The organism is Reyranella sp. GW821-FHT14A01 (genome assembly GCF_058803965.1).
In genome coordinates, this window is sequence record NZ_JBXAPM010000013.1 from 18,881 (window position 1) to 34,999 (window position 16,119).

The following is a 16,119-nucleotide window of genomic DNA, read 5'->3' on the forward strand; positions in this document are numbered from 1 at the left end:
TTGCCGCCCGATGTCCAGCCAAAGTCCCACCATCGCCCCCTCCACCGGGCACCCCGGTCTCCCGGGAAGCTTTGGGGGCTTCCGCCTGTCCAAAGCGGGATGCCCGGTGGCGCACTGAGTGCGCCCATGAAAGCGTGGACAAAACCGGGCTTGTTTGGCGGTGGTGTACTCGCGCTGGGTCTCGCCTGGGGACCGTGGAATTGGGCGCATGCCGGCTTGGCCGGCCACATGCTTCAGCACCTGGTCGTCATGAACATCGCGGCGCTCTTGTTCGCCGCCGCCCTGCATATCCGCGTCTCCGGCGTGCTGGCCATCTCGACGGTGCTTCAGATCGGCCTCCTCTGGGGCTGGCATCTTCCCGTCCTGTTCGACGCCGCGCGCCATGACCTCGTGCTGACCGTGCTCATGCAGGCCAGCCTCTTCGCGGTCGCCTTCCTGTTCTGGAGCGCGGTGATCACCCATCCGGTGGAGCGGTCGTGGCAGACGATCTTCGCCCTCTTGGTCACGGCAAAGGCCTTCTGCCTGTTCGGCGCGATCCTCTGCTTTGCCCGCGGCGCGCTCTACGCCGGACATGGAGAGCCAACCGCGATCGCGCTCGACGATCAGCAGCTCGCCGGGCTGCTCATGATGGCCTCATGCGCACTGGTCTATGTCACGGCATCGATCGCACTGTTCACACGCTGGATGGCTTCACTGGAACGCAGCGCCCCCTGGGCGCGAGCCGATGCTTAGCTTCATTCCGCCCTTCGGCGTGCTGCTCCGCGCCGCATTCTTGCTTCTGGTCGTGGCAGCGATCGGCGGGCTCCTCGTCGCCTGGTCCGGGCTCTACAGCGTCGCGGCGAGCCGCGGCCACTGGCCCGGCTTCGACCTTTTCCTGAGGTTCGGCATGAAGAGCTCGGTGCGCACCCACGCCTTGGGCATCGCCGTGCCCTCGCTCGATGACGCCGACCGTCTCCGGCGCGGCGCGGCGCATTACCAGCAGGGCTGCGCGCCCTGCCACGGTTCGCCGGCCGGCCCCTCGATGCAGGTCGTTCGCACGATGTTGCCGGAGCCGTCCGACCTGAAGGAGCTGGTACCGACCTGGAAGTCGAACGAGCTGTTCTGGATCGTGAAGAACGGCCTGAAATACACCGGCATGCCCGCCTGGCCCACGCAGCAGCGCGACGACGAGGTGTGGGACATGGTGGCCTTCCTGCGCCAGCTGCCGGCAATGACGCCGGCGCGCTACCGCGAACTGGCGGGCCTCGATGCCGACTCACCGCGGTCGGCGGAGTTCCTCGAAACCTGCGCGCGCTGCCACGGCACGGACGGGCGCGGCCACAACACGAAGGCCTTTCCCCGGCTCGATCTTCAGACCGAAGAATGGCTGCTCGCGCAGCTGCAGGCCTATGCGTCGGGCCGCCGTCCGAGCGGCGTCATGCAGGCGGCCACGGCCGAGCTCACGGAGCAGGACATGGCGTGGCTTGCGAAGCAGTATGCGTCGAACGGGGGAAGGTCGGGCAATCCCGTAGCGCCCGCCTCCGATTCCGAAGGCGAAGCGATTTTCCTGCGCGGTGCCCCGGCGCAAGGCGTGCCGGCCTGCGTCACCTGTCACGCCGGCAATGCGGCCGAACGCGACCAGGCCTATCCGGCATTGCTGGGCCAGCATGCGGACCATATCAGCACGCAACTCGCGCTCTATCGCGACGGCAAGCGGCGCACGACCGCCGAAGAGCAGCTCATGAGCACCGTCGCCAACCGGATGACGGACGAGCAGATGCAGGCCGTCGCGATCTATCTCGCCGCGCAGCCTCCCGGCGCGAAGGGTCGGTAGCATGCAATCGGTCCTCGTCCCTCACGGCCCGGAAGCCGCGTCCGTCGCGCAGCTCTCCTGGATCATGTTCGGCGGTGGGACGATCATCTTCCTCCTCGTCGCGGCAACGCTGCTGGTCGCGGGCTGGGGCAATGCACGATGGCGGGGTGTCGTCTCCTCGGATCGCTTCATCGTGTGGAGCGGCATTCTCCTGCCCATCGTCGTGCTGGCCGGACTGCTGACCTACGGGCTGATCCTGACGGGAACCCGCACCGCCTCTGCCTCGCCAGACGCGCTGCACATCGAGGTCACGGGCGAGCAATGGTGGTGGCGCGTGCGCTACGCGCCCGACAGCGAGGAGGTGATGGAGACCGCCAACGAGCTCCGCATTCCGGTCGGCCGCGACGTCGAGCTTCGTCTCGTGTCGCGCGATGTGATCCACAGTTTCTGGGTGCCCAACCTCGCGGGCAAGATCGACATGATCCCCGGCAAGGCCAATCGCCTGCGGCTGCACGCGTCGCAGGCGGGGACCTATCGCGGCCAGTGCGCCGAGTTCTGCGGGGGACCTCACGCGCTGATGTCGTTTCACGTCGTGGCGATGAAGCCCGACGCGTTCGAAGCGTGGCTGGCCAAAGAGCGCGGTCCCGCACCAGCGGCCAATGCGGCAGGCCGTGACGTCTTCTTCAAGTCCGGCTGCCAGGGCTGCCATACGGTGCGCGGCACCGAGGCCAACGGCACCATCGGTCCCGACCTCACGCATGTCGCCGGGCGAACCTCGCTGGGCGCCGCGGTCCTGCCCAACGACACGGAGAGCTTCCGGCGCTGGGTGCGGGACAATCAGCATCTCAAGCCGGGAAACCGCATGCCCTCCTTCGCCTTTCTGGATTCCACCGATCTCGATCTCCTGGCGACCTGGCTGGGTAGCCTGAAGTGACCGCGGAAACGGAGCGCTTTCCCCATGACCCGCCGCGCCCGGCGGAAGAACTGCCGCGGCTGAAGGCGGCGTGGTGTGTCCCGACGGGGCTGCGCCTCCTCACCGTCGTCAACAACACCTATATCGGCGTCTTCTACATCGGCGCGGCGCTGCTGTTCTTCGTCCTTGGGGGCGTGCTGGCGCTGCTGATGCGGCTGCAGCTCGCGGTGCCGGACGGGGCGATTGTCGGGCAAGGAGCCTACAATCAGCTCTTCACCATGCACGGCACGGTGATGATGTTCCTGTTTGCCGTTCCCGTGGTCGAGGCGATCGGCGTCATGCTGCTGCCGCAGATGCTGGCAGCGCGGGACCTGCCGTTCCCGCGGCTCAGCGCCTTTGCCTTCTGGTCCTACCTAATCGGCGGCCTCGTCTTCTTCTGCTCGCTCTTCATGGGGCTGGCGCCGGATGGCGGCTGGTTCATGTATCCGCCGCTCACCGGCACGAAATACTCGCCGGGCGACAATGCGGACTTCTGGCTGCTCGGCATCGGCTTCATCGAGATCTCGGCGATCGCCGGCGCCATCGAGATTATCGTCGGTATCCTGCGCACCCGTCCGCCCGGCATGACGCTGAACCGCCTGCCGGTCTTCGCCTGGGCCATGCTGGTCTTCGCCGGCATGATCGTGTTCGCCTTCCCTTCCGTCATCCTCGCGACCTTGCTGCTGGAACTCGAGCGCGCCTTCCAGTGGCCGTTCTTCATCGCCGAGAAGGGCGGCGATCCGCTCCTGTGGCAGCACCTGTTCTGGTTCTTCGGCCATCCCGAGGTCTACATCATTTTCCTCCCGGCGGCGGGCATGGTCTCGATGATCGTGCCGGCGATGAGCGGCAAGCCGCTGGTCGGCTACCGGCCGATCGTCATCGCCCTCGTCGCTACCGGCTTCGTCTCGTTCGGCCTGTGGGTGCACCACATGTTCACGACAGGCATCCCTGCATGGTCGCTCGCCTTCTTCTCCGCCGCCAGCATGGTGGTCGCGATTCCCAGTGCGATGCAGGTCTTCTCGTGGATCGCCACCATGGCGGCCGGCCGGCTGAAGTTCACCGTGCCCAGCCTGTTCGTGCTGGGGTTCCTCGCGATCTTCACCATCGGCGGACTGACGGGCGTCATGGTCGCCATCGTGCCGTTCGATGGGCAGGCGCACGATTCCTACTTCATCGTCGCGCACCTGCACTATGTGCTGTTCGGCGGCATGGTCTTCCCGCTGTTCGCGGCGATCTACTACTGGGTGCCCGCCTTCAGCCGGCGCCGGCTCTCGGAAAAGCTGGGAACCTTGTCGTTCGCGCTGCAGTTCATCGGCGTCAACCTGGCCTTCTTCCCCATGCACATCGCCGGACTGATGGGCATGCCGCGGCGCGTCTACACCTATCCGGCGGGCCTCGGATGGGATTGGCCGAACATGCTCTCGACCGCGGGCGCCTTCACGATCGCGCTGGGTGTCCTCGTCTGCCTGGTCGACATCGCGCTCAACTTCCGATTCACGATCTCGGATAACGCCGGGAATGTCTGGAAGGCCGGCACCTTGGAATGGCTGCCCAACGACGTATACGGACCACGCAGCATTCCCATCGTCGAGGACCGCGATCCTCTCTGGCATCGCCCGACGCTGGCCAAGGAAGTCGAGGACGGGCGCTACTTCCTGCCGGGAACGACGACCGGCGGACGCGAGACCCTGGTGACCGCTCCCTTCGACACCGCGCCGCAATATATCCTGCTGGTTCCCGGTCCCAGCTGGCGCTCCTTCTGGGCAGCGGTGTTCATGGCCGCCTTCTTCCTTTTGCTCACGGTCAAGGCGGTCGGGCTGTCAGTGGCGTGCGGCGTGCTCTGCCTCTGCTTCGTGTTCGCCTGGCTGTGGCAGACCGATCCCGGTCCGGGGCCCGAGGTTCACATCGGCGCGGGCATAAAGATTCCCACCTACATGACCGGCAGTGCGTCCCATTCATGGTGGGCGATGATCATCCTGGTGCTGGTCGCCGCGTCCCTGTTCCTGGCACTGGTCTTTTCCTACTTTTACACTTGGACGGTCTCCCCGCAGGTCTGGCCGCAATCGGTGAACGACCGCCTGCCCGATCTTTCATGGCCAGCTGCTGTTGCCGGGTGTCTCATCGCGTCGGGCATAGCGCTCATGGTCGCGCGCATGGCCGTTGGGCGTTCCGCTCCCTGGAGCATCCTGGTTTTCCGCGTGGCCTTGTTCGTCGCGGCGCTCGCCATCGGCGGCGCGACCTGGCTGGACATCGAGGCGCATGCCAAAGCCGGCGTGCGCCCGGCCGACACCAGCTACGCCGCCCTCGTCCACGCCGCCATCGCCGTACAGGCACAGGTCGTTGCCGCGTTCGTCCTCATGACGCTCTATACGCTGGCCCGCAGCTATGCCGGGCTATTGACGTCAGTGAGACGCGTCACTTTCGACAACACGAGGTGCCTGGGCTACTATGCCGTGGTGCAGGGATTGCTGACGCTGGCGATCGTTCACGGCGCTCCCCGATTCGCCCTCTAGCAGGCCGCTAAAAAAGCCGGCGTTTTGGCGTACAAACGAAATATCCGAAATAAACGAAACGAACGAATCGGAGGGCGGGGGGCTCCTGAAGCATCGCGATGACCGTTAACGGATCGATGTCAACAGCCTGCCAAGCGACCCGGACCATGTCGCAGTGTGCGGGCGAAAAGAAAGCGAATGGTTGTCGGAAGCCCGCGCACGACGGGCAAGCTAGCTCCGCCAGCCGTATCCCTTCAGCCGAGGCAGCAATCCGCAGGCCGGCTCGAACGGCGGATTGCTGAGATAATCCTGGTCGGTGACGACGTAGGACTGGCCGGGCGTGCGGCTGACGACGGCACTCAATGCCGGATAGGACCAGTCTTGGAGGAACAGCTTGCCCGGCCAGTCGTGCAGCGGCAGCGTTTCGGCCCGCACGATGCCCGACCGCTGGTCCACGACCAGGCGCACTTGTTCGATATGCGCATTCCACAGCCGGGTCAGCGCGATGTCCGGAACCGCCCCGGCAAGAGTGAGCGCGCCGAGCAGCAGGACCATGCGGCGGGCGACGTCGGGCCGTCGGACGATGGTAAAGATCGCCGGCGGCGTGCGGTGCGCCACCTGCATCCACATGCCGACAAGCAGTGCCGCGAGAAGCATGCCGGCCGCCTGGCGCGCGACATAGTGGGAGGGCGGATAGAGGATCGAGGGCGGGTGCACGATCCGCCACCAGGGCGACAGGGCCAGCAGCACCGCGATGACCCCCATCACCACGACCGGCCCCCGTCCCTGCAGCCAGGCCGGGCGCCGCGCGCTGGCGACGAGACAGATCAGGAAGCCCGCAAGCGGAATGGCGAACTGCATGTTCTGCCAGAAATCCACGCTGGTGGACCGCACCTTCATGAAGTGAGGGTGATCCCAATAGTCGAAGATGGTGACGGCCGACACGAGTGCCGCACCGATGAAGGCGAGCGCCGCCAGCATGCACAGGATCTTCGTCAGCGGGTCGGCGCCGCCCCGCCGCGCCGACCACAGGGTCGCGGCGGCCACCAGCGGTCCGAGATAGATCGTGGCCTCATAGGAGCGCAGGCAGAGCAGACCGAAAGCCAGCAGCAGGACGGCATCCCGGCGGCGGCTGCCGCCACCAACCGTCGTGAGCGCGATCGCCATCGCGGCCGTGATGCAGGCAAAGGCCACGTTGTATTCGCCGACGATGAAGAACGAGGTCGGCAGGTAGATGGCGGCAATGATCGCCAGCACCGCCGCCAGCAGCACCGGATCGCGGCGCACGCGGACCAAGGCGAGGTGATAGAAGGCGGTCGGCAGGGCGAACAGGGCGGCGGAATAGACCATGGCCAGGATCCGCGTGTCGCGCACACCCCAGTCGGCCAGCAGCAGCACCGGCGCCTGCGTCACCCAGTCGACATGGGCGCGGGCGGCGTAGAAATCGTGGAAATGCCCCAGGTCGAGCAGGTTCACCAGGAACGAGGCGCCGTCCCAGAACAGGCCGCGGCAGGTCAGCGTGTTGTGCAACACGAGGGCCCAGAGCAGGACCGCGACACCCCGGGCGACGGCAACCGGCGACAGGATCGACACGGTCAGTCGCGCCACATGTAGAGGCCCAACGGATAGGGTTCGGACGGCGGGAACGGCTGCCAGTTATTGAAGTCGCGCGGCGGCGCGATGATGCCGTCGCCATGTTTGCCGCGCAACGCCAGGCTCTGGCTGGGCAGGATCCACGCCTCGACCAGCGTCTCGAGGGGGAGCCGCGACAACGGCGTCGATTCGTAGGGGATCACGCCGCTCTGGCTGCGCACGATCGATCGTACCGTATCAAGGTAGCTGCGCCACTCGAGCGTGAGGTAGGTGTTGGACGGCAGCACCGCGAGCACGATCAGGCAGCCGAACGTCAGCATCCGGCGCGATACTTCGGGCCGGCGCAACGCGACGAGTGTGCTGAACCGGGCGCCGAGGGGCGACGTATAGAGCCACATCAGCACGATGATGGTGGCGTTGACGAGGCCGGCGAGGCTGCGGGCGGTGTATTGCGACTTGGCGTGCGGCCGCACCAGCGAGTCGGTCAGCACGAGCAGCGGTGACAGCGCCAGCAGGACCAGGAAAATGCCGGCGAAGAGGTAGGGCTTGCGACCGGCAAGGTCCTGGGGGCGGAACAGCGCCCAGCCGGCGATAACCAGGGCCGCGCCCAGCGCCAGGTCGAACTGCACGTTCTGCCAGGCATCGAGCACCGTTGCTGCGGTTCGGCTGAGATGGTCCTGTGAAAAAGGATGGATCACCGAATCGGCCGCGACCCACATGCCCCCCAGGAAAGGCAGGATCGCCGCCAGGTAAAGGAAGGTGGCGGCCAGGGGTCGCGGGCGGATCCGATAGACCGTCCAGGCGATCATCACAGCCAGCAGAGGACCCAGGTAGATCATCACCTCGTAGGTCCGGATCGCCAGCAGCCCGACCGCGACCAGGAAGGCGCCGTCGCCGACGGTTAGTTCCCTGGCCGTCACCAGCCGGACGGCCACGACGATACCGATGGCATAGGCGGTATTGTATTCGCCGACGATGAAGAAGGACGTCGTCATGAAAACGACGCCGATCGCCGCCAGGACCGCGGCCAGCAGGACGGGATCGTCCTTCACCCGCATCAGCGCAAGGTGATAGAGCGCGGTCGGAAGGGCAAAGAGACCGAGCGACAGGAGCTGCGCCAGGAAGTGGAGGTCGGTGACCCCCAGGAACACCGCCGTGAGGATCGGCGCCTGCCCCAGGACCATCGCGTACAGGCGCGGGTCGTAGAAGTCGAAGAAGAACTCCCGCCGGGCAACCTGCACGAGGAATGCAGATCCATCGACAAAAAGCCCCCTGCACTCCCAGCTATGCCAGAGCACCAAGGTCCAAAGGAGGCCGACGGCGGCCCTGTATGCGACTGTAGTTGTTGGCATTTCCCCGCGAGCGGGCCTACAGGACCCGTGCTGCAGGTGCAAGAGTTGACGGCTTGCAGCGTCGAAGGGGCGCTGTTAGCAAGGCGCGGCAAACGAGGATGGTGGATGCTCAGTTGGGAGAAAATCGACGCAATTCCGGGCTGGTTCATGTTCCAGTCCTATTGCGTCTGGCGTGCCTTGCTCGATCAGCAGACCGGGACCTCGGGCGACCTGTTCGAGATCGGCGTCTGGCGGGGCCGGTCGGCCTCGGTCCTGGCGTCCTATCGCAAGGGCAACGAGAAGCTCTACCTCTGCGATCTCAGGCTGGATGAAGCCGCCGTCCATCGCTCGATCGAATCGGTCGGCGCCAAGGCCACGAATATCGTGCCGCTGTCGGGTCCCTCGGCCGACCTGCCGGCCAAGCTCGACCTGCAGGCAATGCACCAGTCGGTGCGCTGGTTCCACATCGACGGCGAGCATACCGGGACGGCCGTCTATCGCGAGCTGGAGTTCGCCAACCGTATCGTCAATACCGAGGGCATCGTCGTGATCGACGATTTCTTCTCGCCGCGTTACCCGGCCAATACGACCGAGGTCATCCGCTACCTCGAGAAGAACCCGTTCCACTTCCGCCTGCTCGCCGTCGGCTTCAACAAGGGCTATCTCTGCCGCCCCGAGAGCCTGCCGCGCTACATGGATTTCATGGCGTCCGGCATGTCGCGGGCCCTGCAGGGCTACGGCGCCAAGACCACGATCTTCAAGACGACCGGTCCGTGGGATACCGATGCCGTCGGCATCACCGACTTCGTCGACGATGCCGGGGCCATCGCCGGCCCCGACAACGAGCCGCAGCGCTGGCACATGATGCGGACGCGGCATGTCTGGGGGCCGATGCGTCACCTCCAGAACGGCCTGCGGATGCTGCGCGGCCGCTAGCCTCAGGCCAACGCCAGCCGTCAGGCTGTCGGTCTTGCGATCTTCATCTGCTCGTCGATGTCGTCGGCGATGAAATTGCGCACCACCTCGTCGAGATCCTTGTCGGTCTCGAAGCCGAGGCGACGCGAACGCGCCGAATCGATGCCCTGGGGCCAGCCGTCGCAGATCTTCTGGATCGCCGGATCGTGCTGCCACACGACCTTGCCGACCGTGCGGTTGCCGGCGTGGCGGCCGACCGCCTGTTCGAGCTCCTTTGCCGTGACGTTGATGCCGTTCAGCAGCAGTGTGCGGCCCGGCCCGAAAGCATCGTGCGGCAGGTCGTGCAGGCGCATGAACGCATCGACCGTCTTGCGCGGGCTCAGGACCACCATGATCGTCTCCGGCGTGACCGGGCAGACGACGTCGATGCCGGTCAGCGGCTCGCGCACCACCGAGCTCGCCCAGGTCGAAGCCGCCTTGTTGGGCAGGCCCGTGCGCACGCAGATCGTCGGCAACCTGACCGCGGTGCCGCGCAGGAAACCCTTGCGGGTGTAATCGCGGACCAGGAACTCGCCGATCGACTTCTGCGCGCCGTAGGAAGTCTGCGGCGTCAGCGGCGTGTCGTCGGTGACTGCCGGCGGAAGATCACCACCGAAGGCGGCCAGCGAGCTGGTGAACACGACACGCGGATTGGTGCCGAGTGCGCGGCAGGCTTCGAGGACGTTGCGCGTGCCGTCGAGATTGACCCGGTAGCCCAGGTCGAAATCGGCCTCGGCACCGGCGCTGACCACCGCGGCGAAATGGAACACGGTCGAGGCGCCCTGCACGATCGACTGCACGGTCGCGAAATTGGAGATGTCGCCGGCCAGCGTCTTGACCCTTGGATCGTCGAGGCCCGGCCCTTCCGCCTTTGCGACGTCGAACAGCAGCAGCTCGCTCACCTTCTGGGGCTGGCCTGAAGCGCCCGCGATCTCGCCCTGCTGAAGGATGCGCCGGGCGAGTTTCTTGCCGAGGAAGCCTGCGCCGCCGGTGATGACCACCTTCATGTCGTTTCCGTCCCGATTTCGTTGTGTGACGACGAAAGTGTGCACAGATCGCCGCTCGCAGTCTATGTTTGCGGGATATGGCAGGCCCCAGCGATATCTATGTCTTCAAGGACGCGCTCATCGTCCTGGGCACGGCGGCCGTCGTCGCACCTGTCGTGCACCGCCTCAAGATCAGCCCGGTCCTCGGCTTCCTGGTGGTCGGCGCCGCGCTCGGCCCCCACGGACTCGGCCGGTTGGCCGACTATTCCCGCGCCATCGACTGGCTGACCGTGACGGGGGAAAGGCAGATCGCCTTCATCGCCGACCTCGGCATCGTCTTCCTGCTGTTTTTCATCGGCCTCGAACTGTCGATGCGCCGCCTGATCACCATGCGCCGGCTGGTTTTCGGCCTGGGCGGCCTGCAGGTCGTCCTCTCGGCCCTGGTCATCAGCCTGTTTGCCCTGTGGTTCGGCCAGCCCGCCGCCGCCTCGCTCATCATCGGCACCTGTCTGGCGCTGTCCTCCACCGCGATCGTGATGGAACTGCTGTCCGGCCAGCGGCGCATGATGTCGACGACGGGCCGTACCAGCTTCGCCATCCTGCTGGCGCAGGACCTGGCGGTCGTGCCTCTCCTCTTTCTGATCAGTGCGCTCGGCGGCCATTCGGAAGGCTCGGTCGTCCAGGGCGTCATTATCGCGGTCGTCGAGGCGGCCGTAGCCGTCGCAGTGATCGCGCTGGTCGGCCGGCTGGTGCTGAAGCCGCTGTTCCGGCTGGCCGCCAGCACCGACAATCCGGAATTCTTCATGGCGGCAACCCTGCTGATCGCCGTCGGTTCGGGCGTGATCGCGGCCTTCGCCGGTCTCTCGATGGCGTTGGGCGCCTTCATTGCAGGCCTGCTGCTGGCGGAGACGGAATATCGCCGCGCCGTCGAGGCGATGATCGATCCTTTCCGCGGGCTGCTGCTGGGCGTCTTCTTCTTTTCGGTCGGCATGCATATCGACCTCGGCTTCATCTGGCGGGAACCGGTGCTCGTGATCGGCGGTTTCATGGCCATGATGGTCGCCAAGACGGCCCTTCTGGTTCCCCTCTGCCGCCTGTTCGGCGTGCCCTGGGCCGCCAGCGTCGAGACCAGCCTGCTGCTGGCGCCGGGCGGCGAGTTCGCCTTCATCGGCATCGGCCTCGCGGCGCAGTTCGACCTGGTCGATCCCGGCGTCGCCGCCGGCGTTCTTGCGGTCGTGTCGCTCACCATGGGCACGCTGCCCTTCGTGTCGCTGTTCGCGAGACGCGCGGGACGCCAGGTCGCCAAGCAGGTGACGGGAGATGCGCCGGCGACCCAGTTGCCGCCCGCCGATCATGCCAAGCGGGTGATCGTGGTCGGCCATGGACGCGTCGGCCAGCTCGTCTGCGACCTGCTCGACAAGCACGAGATCTCCTACATCGCCGCCGACCACGATGCGGCGCGCGTCGATCGCTGGCGCAAGCTCGGCCGCCCCGTGTATTTCGGCGATGCCTCCAATTCGCTGTTCCTGCAACGTTGCGGCGTCGATGAGGCGACCGGCGTCATCGTCACCATCGACACGGCGGTCGTCGACGATGTCGTGCGGGCCGTGCGCGCCCGCCGTCCCGACGTGATGATCGTGGCGCGCGCCCACGATGCCCAGCATGCCCGCCATCTCTACACGCTGGCCGTCACCGACACCGTACCAGAGACGATCGAGGCCAGCCTCCAGCTCGCGGAGTCGGCGCTGGTCGGCCTGGGCGTGCCGATGGGCCTGGTCATCGCCTCGATCCACGAGCGGCGCGAGCAGGTGAGGAATGAGCTGCAGGCCGCCGCCGGCGGCACGGGATCGATGACGGCGCAGATCCGCCGCGCCCGTCGCGAGAAGGCTGGCCGGACTTGAAAGTCGTGAGCTGGAATCTGCTGCGCCTCACCGGCGCCGCCGTCGAAGACGTGGCGACACTCGTCAACATCCAGAAGCCGGACGTGCTTCTCATGCAGGAGGCGACGAAGCATATCGAGGCGCTGCCGAGCCTGGTCGGCGGCCATTTCTACCGACTGTCGTGGCTGGGGCGGATTCACGGGCTGGCCGTCTGGAGCCCGACCCACATCCCCCGCCCCGTGGCGCTGTCGCTACCGGCCTCGCGCCTGCCCGGGCGCCTGCCGCGCCGGCGCGCGCAGATCATCCAGATGGGCGACATCACGCTGGCCAACGTCCATCTCTCGCACGGCCAGCTTCTCAATCGCCGCCAGCTCGCCCGCATCGCCGCTTCGCTGCAGGGAAAGCCGTCGGCGATCATCGGCGACTACAATGCCGTCGGTCCGATCTTCCTGCCCGGCTTCACCGATATCGGCCCACGCGAGCCGACCCACCTCTCCGGCAATGTCATGCCGGTCCGCCTCGACCGCTGCCTGGCTCACGGGCTCGTCTGCCGCGCCTCTGCCGCGCTCGATTTCGGCCCGTCCGATCACCGGCCGATCAGGCTCGAATTGCACCTCGAAGGCCCTCACGCCGAGCCCACCCCGTCACGAGCCCGCAAGGACAGGCTGAAGCGCTTCTACAGATAGGGCTGCAGCAGCCGCGCCGCGCTGTTGCGCAGGCGGATCGGCAGCGGCACGCCGTCGATGTCGGCCAGCGTCATGACGCGCTCCGGCGTCGTTGCCTCGACGATCTGTCGTGCGAAGGCGGCATCGTGCAGTTCGACGTTCAGCTCGAAGTTCAGGCGGAAGCTGCGCGTGTCCCAGTTGGCGCTGCCGATGAACGACCAGGAATCGTCGATCGTCATGAGCTTGGAATGATCGAAGGGCGCCGGCAGCAGCCAGATGCGGCAGCCCGCCTGGATCAACGGCGCGAGCGGCACCTGCCGCGCCCAGTCGAGGATCACGTGGTTGGAATTCTCCGGCAGCAGGATATCGACCTTGATGCCGCGCATCGCCGCCAGGCCCAGCGCCATGGTGAGCGGCTCGCCCGGCAGGAAGTAGGGCGTCACCACGCGGATCGATTGGCGCGCGCAGGAGATGGCGTGCAGCGCCACGAACTCGATCTGCTCCATGTCCTCGTCGGGACCGGAAGGAACGACGCGGGCCGCCACGGTGCCCACCGGCTCGAGGGCGGGGAACCAGTCGTCATCGTCGAGTTGTTCGCCGGTCGTGAACAGCCAGTCGTCGGCGAAAGCGTCGGTGAGTTGCTCGACGACCGGCCCCTCGATGCGGAAATGCGTGTCGCGCACGGGATGGGCCGGGTTGGCGGTGACGACGTTCTCCTCGCCGATGTTCAGCCCGCCGGTGAAGGCCACGCGGCCGTCGATCACCAGCACCTTGCGATGGTTGCGCAGGTTCAGGAACGGCGTGCGCCAGGGGAAATACGAATGCAGGAAGCGCGCGACCGGGACGCCGGCCTTGTGCAGACGATCGTAGGTGCCCGACCAGAAATAGCCGCCGCCGATCCCGTCGATCAGGACGCGCACCTGAACGCCGCGCTGATGGGCCTCGATCAGGGCCTCATGGAACTTCTCGCCGGCCGAATCGGCCCGAAAGATGTAGCTGCAGAGACCGACGGTCTTCCGGGCCCGGCGGATCTCCTCGAGCATCCGCGGATAGGCCTCGTCGCCGCTGTGCAGCATCTCGACCTTGTTGCCCGGCTTCGACGGCAGGCCCGTCAGGCGGCCGACCGCGTATTCCAGCGGAGTCAAAGCATCGGTCGCCGCAACGGTCTCGGAGGCGGCAACAGCCGGCGGCAAGCGCTGGCGCTTCAGCCTCTGAGCCCGCCGTTTCACGCGGTTGATGCCCATGATGGCGTAGAGCAACCCGCCCATGAAGGGCGAGAGCCAGGCGATGCCGATCCATGAGACGGCGGCGCCGACGCTGCGCTTGTAGAGAAGCACGTGGACCGTGACGGAGCCGGCGATGGCGACATGGGCCATCGCGGCGGCCACACCCACCAAAGCCGTCAGATTGGAATCGATGATCACTACGCCTGGTTCCTCGCCCGTCGCCGCGCGGCTGGTCGAGTAACGGTTTTAGCGGCGACCCGTGTCGAATGCCATGCGTACCGCGAGCGTCGCCAGCACGGTGCCCATCAACCAGCGCTGCGCCGCCATCCAGAACGGCCGGCCGGCGAGGAACGCGGCGACGGATCCGGCGGCCAGCACGATCAGCGCATTGACCGCGAGGCTGATGGCGATCTGCGTCGAGCCGAGCAGCAGCGTCTGGCCCAGCACGTCGCCGCGGCCGGCATCGACGAACTGCGGCAGCAGCGAGAGATAGAGCGCGGCGATCTTCGGATTGAGGAGATTGGTGAGCAGGCCCATGGTGAACAGGCGCCGCGGCGAATCGGGCGGCAGGTTGCGCACCTCGAAGGGCGAGCGGCCGCCCGGCCGAAGCGCGCACCAGGCCAGCCAGCCGAGATAGGCCGCGCCGGCCAGGCGCAGCGCATCGTAGGCATAGGGAATGGCGAACAGCAGCGCCGTGATGCCGAAGGCCGCCAGCAGCATGTAGGCGACGAAGCCCAGCGCCACGCCCCCCAGCGAGATGAGGCCGGCGGCCCGGCCCTGGCAGATCGAGCGCGAGACGAGATAGGCCATGTTGGGCCCGGGCGACAGCACCATGCCGAGAGCGACGGCGGCAAAGGCTGCCAGGGCCGTCAGCGACACCATCTCGTCCTCCTCGCGCTTCTTCTCCCGGGCGCCTTAGGCGACGGCCTTGATCGTCTGCGCGGTGATGTCGACGATCTCGTCGATCTGCGCCTTCTCGATGACCAGCGGCGGCGACATCGCGATCGCGTCGCCCGACTGACGCACCATCAGGCCGAGTTCGAACGCCTTGGCGAAGGCGTTGTAGCCGCGCGTGCCGACCGGCCCTGCGGGGGCGAGGTCGATGCCGCAGGCCATGCCGAGATTGCGGATGTCGGTGACGTTGGGCAGGCCCTTCAGCGAGTGGATGCCTTCTTCCCAGTACGGCGACAGCTCGGCCGCACGCGCGAACAGCTCCTCGTCGCGATAGATGTCGAGCACCGCCGAGGCGGCCGCGCAGGCCAGCGGATGGGCGGAGTAGGTGTAGCCGTGGAACAGGTCGATGGCGTTCTCCGGCCCGTTCATCAGCCCGTCGAACACGGTCTTGCGCACGAACACGCCGCCCATCGGCACCGTGGCATTGGAGATGCCCTTGGCCACCGTCATCAGGTCGGGAATGACGCCGAACTTGTCCGCGGCGAAGCCGGTGCCCAGACGGCCGAAGCCAGTGATGACCTCGTCGAAGATCAGCAGGATGCCGTGCTTGTCGCAGATCTCGCGCAGGCGCTTCAGGTAGCCCTTGGGCGGCGGCAGGAAGCCGGTCGAGCCGGCGCAGGGCTCGACGATCACGGCGGCGATGTTCGATGCGTCGTGCAGGTTGACGATGCCCTCGAGCGCGTCCGCCAGATGCGCGCCGTTCTCCGGCTCGCCCTTGGAGAAGGCATTCTCCGGCAGGTGCGTGTGCGGCAGGTGGTCGACGCCCGGCAGCATGGCACCGAACCACTTGCGGTTGTTCACCATGCCGCCGACCGAGATGCCGCCGAAGCCGACGCCATGATAGCCGCGCTCGCGGCCGATGAAGCGGGTGCGCGTGCCCTGGCCGTTGGCGCGGTGATAGGCCAGCGCGATCTTCAGCGCACTGTCGACCGCCTCGGAGCCGGAGTTGCAGTAGAAGGCGTGGTTGAGGTCGCCCGGCAGCAGGGCCGCGTGCCGCGCCGCCAGCTCGAACGCCTTGGGGTGGCCCATCTGGAACGACGGCGCATAGTCCATCTCGTCGAGCTGCTTGGCGATCGCCGCCTTGATCTCCTCGCGGCCGTGGCCGGCATTGACGCACCACAGGCCCGCGGTGCCGTCGATGATCTTGCGGCCCTCCGGCGTCCAGTAGTGAACACCCTTCGCCTTGGCCAGCATGCGCGGGTTCTTCTTGAACTGCCGGTTCGCGGTGAACGGCATGAAGAACGCTTCGAGATTGTTGGCGGCAGGCGTGGTGTTCGGCGGCGTCATCGGCAGA

At 66.7% G+C, this 16,119-nt stretch carries 13 protein-coding genes; 7 read left to right on the forward strand and 6 right to left on the reverse strand.

Features of this window, described 5'->3' with window-relative positions:
* Positions 1-216: 216 nt before the first annotated feature.
* From AC1ROX_RS22590 to ctaD, 4 genes are read left to right on the forward strand one after another with little or no spacing between them, the layout of a single operon-like run.
* On the forward strand, positions 217-732 hold the full coding sequence (locus AC1ROX_RS22590) for a cytochrome c oxidase assembly protein (RefSeq protein WP_493129346.1): 516 nt from the start codon (positions 217-219) through the stop codon (positions 730-732).
* Entirely contained in the window at positions 725-1,813 is a 1,089-nt protein-coding gene (locus AC1ROX_RS22595; protein ID WP_493129348.1) for a c-type cytochrome, read from the forward strand. Before AC1ROX_RS22590 ends, AC1ROX_RS22595 begins: the two co-directional genes overlap by 8 nt.
* Position 1,814: 1 nt before the next feature.
* The gene (gene coxB, locus AC1ROX_RS22600) at positions 1,815-2,726 is read left to right on the forward strand and encodes a cytochrome c oxidase subunit II (protein ID WP_493129351.1); all 912 of its coding nucleotides are present in this window, start codon (positions 1,815-1,817) and stop codon (positions 2,724-2,726) included.
* Positions 2,723-5,257, forward strand: coding sequence for a cytochrome c oxidase subunit I (gene ctaD, locus AC1ROX_RS22605; RefSeq protein WP_493129353.1), 2,535 nt, complete (start codon positions 2,723-2,725; stop codon positions 5,255-5,257). The genes coxB and ctaD overlap by 4 nt, the downstream gene beginning before the upstream one ends.
* Before the next feature lie 210 nt (positions 5,258-5,467).
* Here ctaD and AC1ROX_RS22610 read toward each other — a convergent pair whose 3' ends face one another.
* Both AC1ROX_RS22610 and AC1ROX_RS22615 read right to left on the reverse strand, forming a co-directional pair.
* Positions 5,468-6,844 (reverse strand): hypothetical protein, encoded by a 1,377-nt coding sequence (locus tag AC1ROX_RS22610; protein ID WP_493129355.1) that lies wholly within the window; start codon positions 6,842-6,844, stop codon positions 5,468-5,470.
* Positions 6,832-8,070 (reverse strand): hypothetical protein, encoded by a 1,239-nt coding sequence (locus AC1ROX_RS22615; protein ID WP_493129357.1) that lies wholly within the window; start codon positions 8,068-8,070, stop codon positions 6,832-6,834. Before AC1ROX_RS22615 ends, AC1ROX_RS22610 begins: the two co-directional genes overlap by 13 nt.
* 216 nt (positions 8,071-8,286) lie before the next feature.
* Here AC1ROX_RS22615 and AC1ROX_RS22620 point away from each other — a divergent pair, with 216 nt between their 5' ends.
* Entirely contained in the window at positions 8,287-9,096 is an 810-nt protein-coding gene (locus AC1ROX_RS22620) for a class I SAM-dependent methyltransferase (RefSeq protein ID WP_493129359.1), read from the forward strand.
* 20 nt (positions 9,097-9,116) lie between these two features.
* Here AC1ROX_RS22620 and denD read toward each other — a convergent pair whose 3' ends face one another.
* Positions 9,117-10,121: a D-erythronate dehydrogenase gene (denD, locus tag AC1ROX_RS22625; RefSeq protein WP_493129361.1), complete on the reverse strand. Its 1,005-nt coding sequence runs from the start codon at positions 10,119-10,121 to the stop codon at positions 9,117-9,119.
* Between the two features lie 77 nt (positions 10,122-10,198).
* Here denD and AC1ROX_RS22630 point away from each other — a divergent pair, with 77 nt between their 5' ends.
* Together AC1ROX_RS22630 and AC1ROX_RS22635 are read left to right on the forward strand one after the other, a co-directional pair.
* Positions 10,199-12,001 (forward strand): cation:proton antiporter domain-containing protein, encoded by a 1,803-nt coding sequence (locus AC1ROX_RS22630; protein WP_493129363.1) that lies wholly within the window; start codon positions 10,199-10,201, stop codon positions 11,999-12,001.
* A gap of 5 nt (positions 12,002-12,006) precedes the next feature.
* Complete coding sequence (locus AC1ROX_RS22635; protein WP_493129365.1) at positions 12,007-12,666, forward strand: endonuclease/exonuclease/phosphatase family protein; 660 nt, start codon at positions 12,007-12,009, stop codon at positions 12,664-12,666.
* Here the strand turns inward: AC1ROX_RS22635 and AC1ROX_RS22640 are convergent.
* The 3 genes from AC1ROX_RS22640 to aptA are packed head-to-tail and all read right to left on the reverse strand — an operon-like array spanning position 12,657 to position 16,112.
* Complete coding sequence (locus AC1ROX_RS22640; RefSeq protein ID WP_493129732.1) at positions 12,657-14,063, reverse strand: phospholipase D-like domain-containing protein; 1,407 nt, start codon at positions 14,061-14,063, stop codon at positions 12,657-12,659. The two genes, AC1ROX_RS22635 and AC1ROX_RS22640, sit on opposite strands and share 10 nt — an antisense overlap.
* Before the next feature lie 54 nt (positions 14,064-14,117).
* Complete coding sequence (locus AC1ROX_RS22645; RefSeq protein WP_493129369.1) at positions 14,118-14,753, reverse strand: LysE family translocator; 636 nt, start codon at positions 14,751-14,753, stop codon at positions 14,118-14,120.
* 33 nt (positions 14,754-14,786) lie between these two features.
* Positions 14,787-16,112 carry an omega-aminotransferase AptA gene (gene aptA, locus AC1ROX_RS22650; protein WP_493129371.1) on the reverse strand — a complete coding sequence of 442 codons (1,326 nt, stop codon included), beginning with the start codon at positions 16,110-16,112 and terminating at the stop codon, positions 14,787-14,789.
* Positions 16,113-16,119: the final 7 nt, after the last annotated feature.

Coding starts and splice junctions, on each gene's coding strand:
- AC1ROX_RS22645 (WP_493129369.1), bottom strand. CDS start 14,753: ATGGTGTCGCTGACGGCCCTGGCAGCCTTTGCCGCCGTCGCTCTCGGC.
- aptA (WP_493129371.1), bottom strand. CDS start 16,112: ATGACGCCGCCGAACACCACGCCTGCCGCCAACAATCTCGAAGCGTTC.
- denD (WP_493129361.1), bottom strand. CDS start 10,121: ATGAAGGTGGTCATCACCGGCGGCGCAGGCTTCCTCGGCAAGAAACTC.
- AC1ROX_RS22595 (WP_493129348.1), top strand. CDS start 725: ATGCTTAGCTTCATTCCGCCCTTCGGCGTGCTGCTCCGCGCCGCATTC.
- coxB (WP_493129351.1), top strand. CDS start 1,815: ATGCAATCGGTCCTCGTCCCTCACGGCCCGGAAGCCGCGTCCGTCGCG.
- AC1ROX_RS22620 (WP_493129359.1), top strand. CDS start 8,287: ATGCTCAGTTGGGAGAAAATCGACGCAATTCCGGGCTGGTTCATGTTC.
- AC1ROX_RS22630 (WP_493129363.1), top strand. CDS start 10,199: ATGGCAGGCCCCAGCGATATCTATGTCTTCAAGGACGCGCTCATCGTC.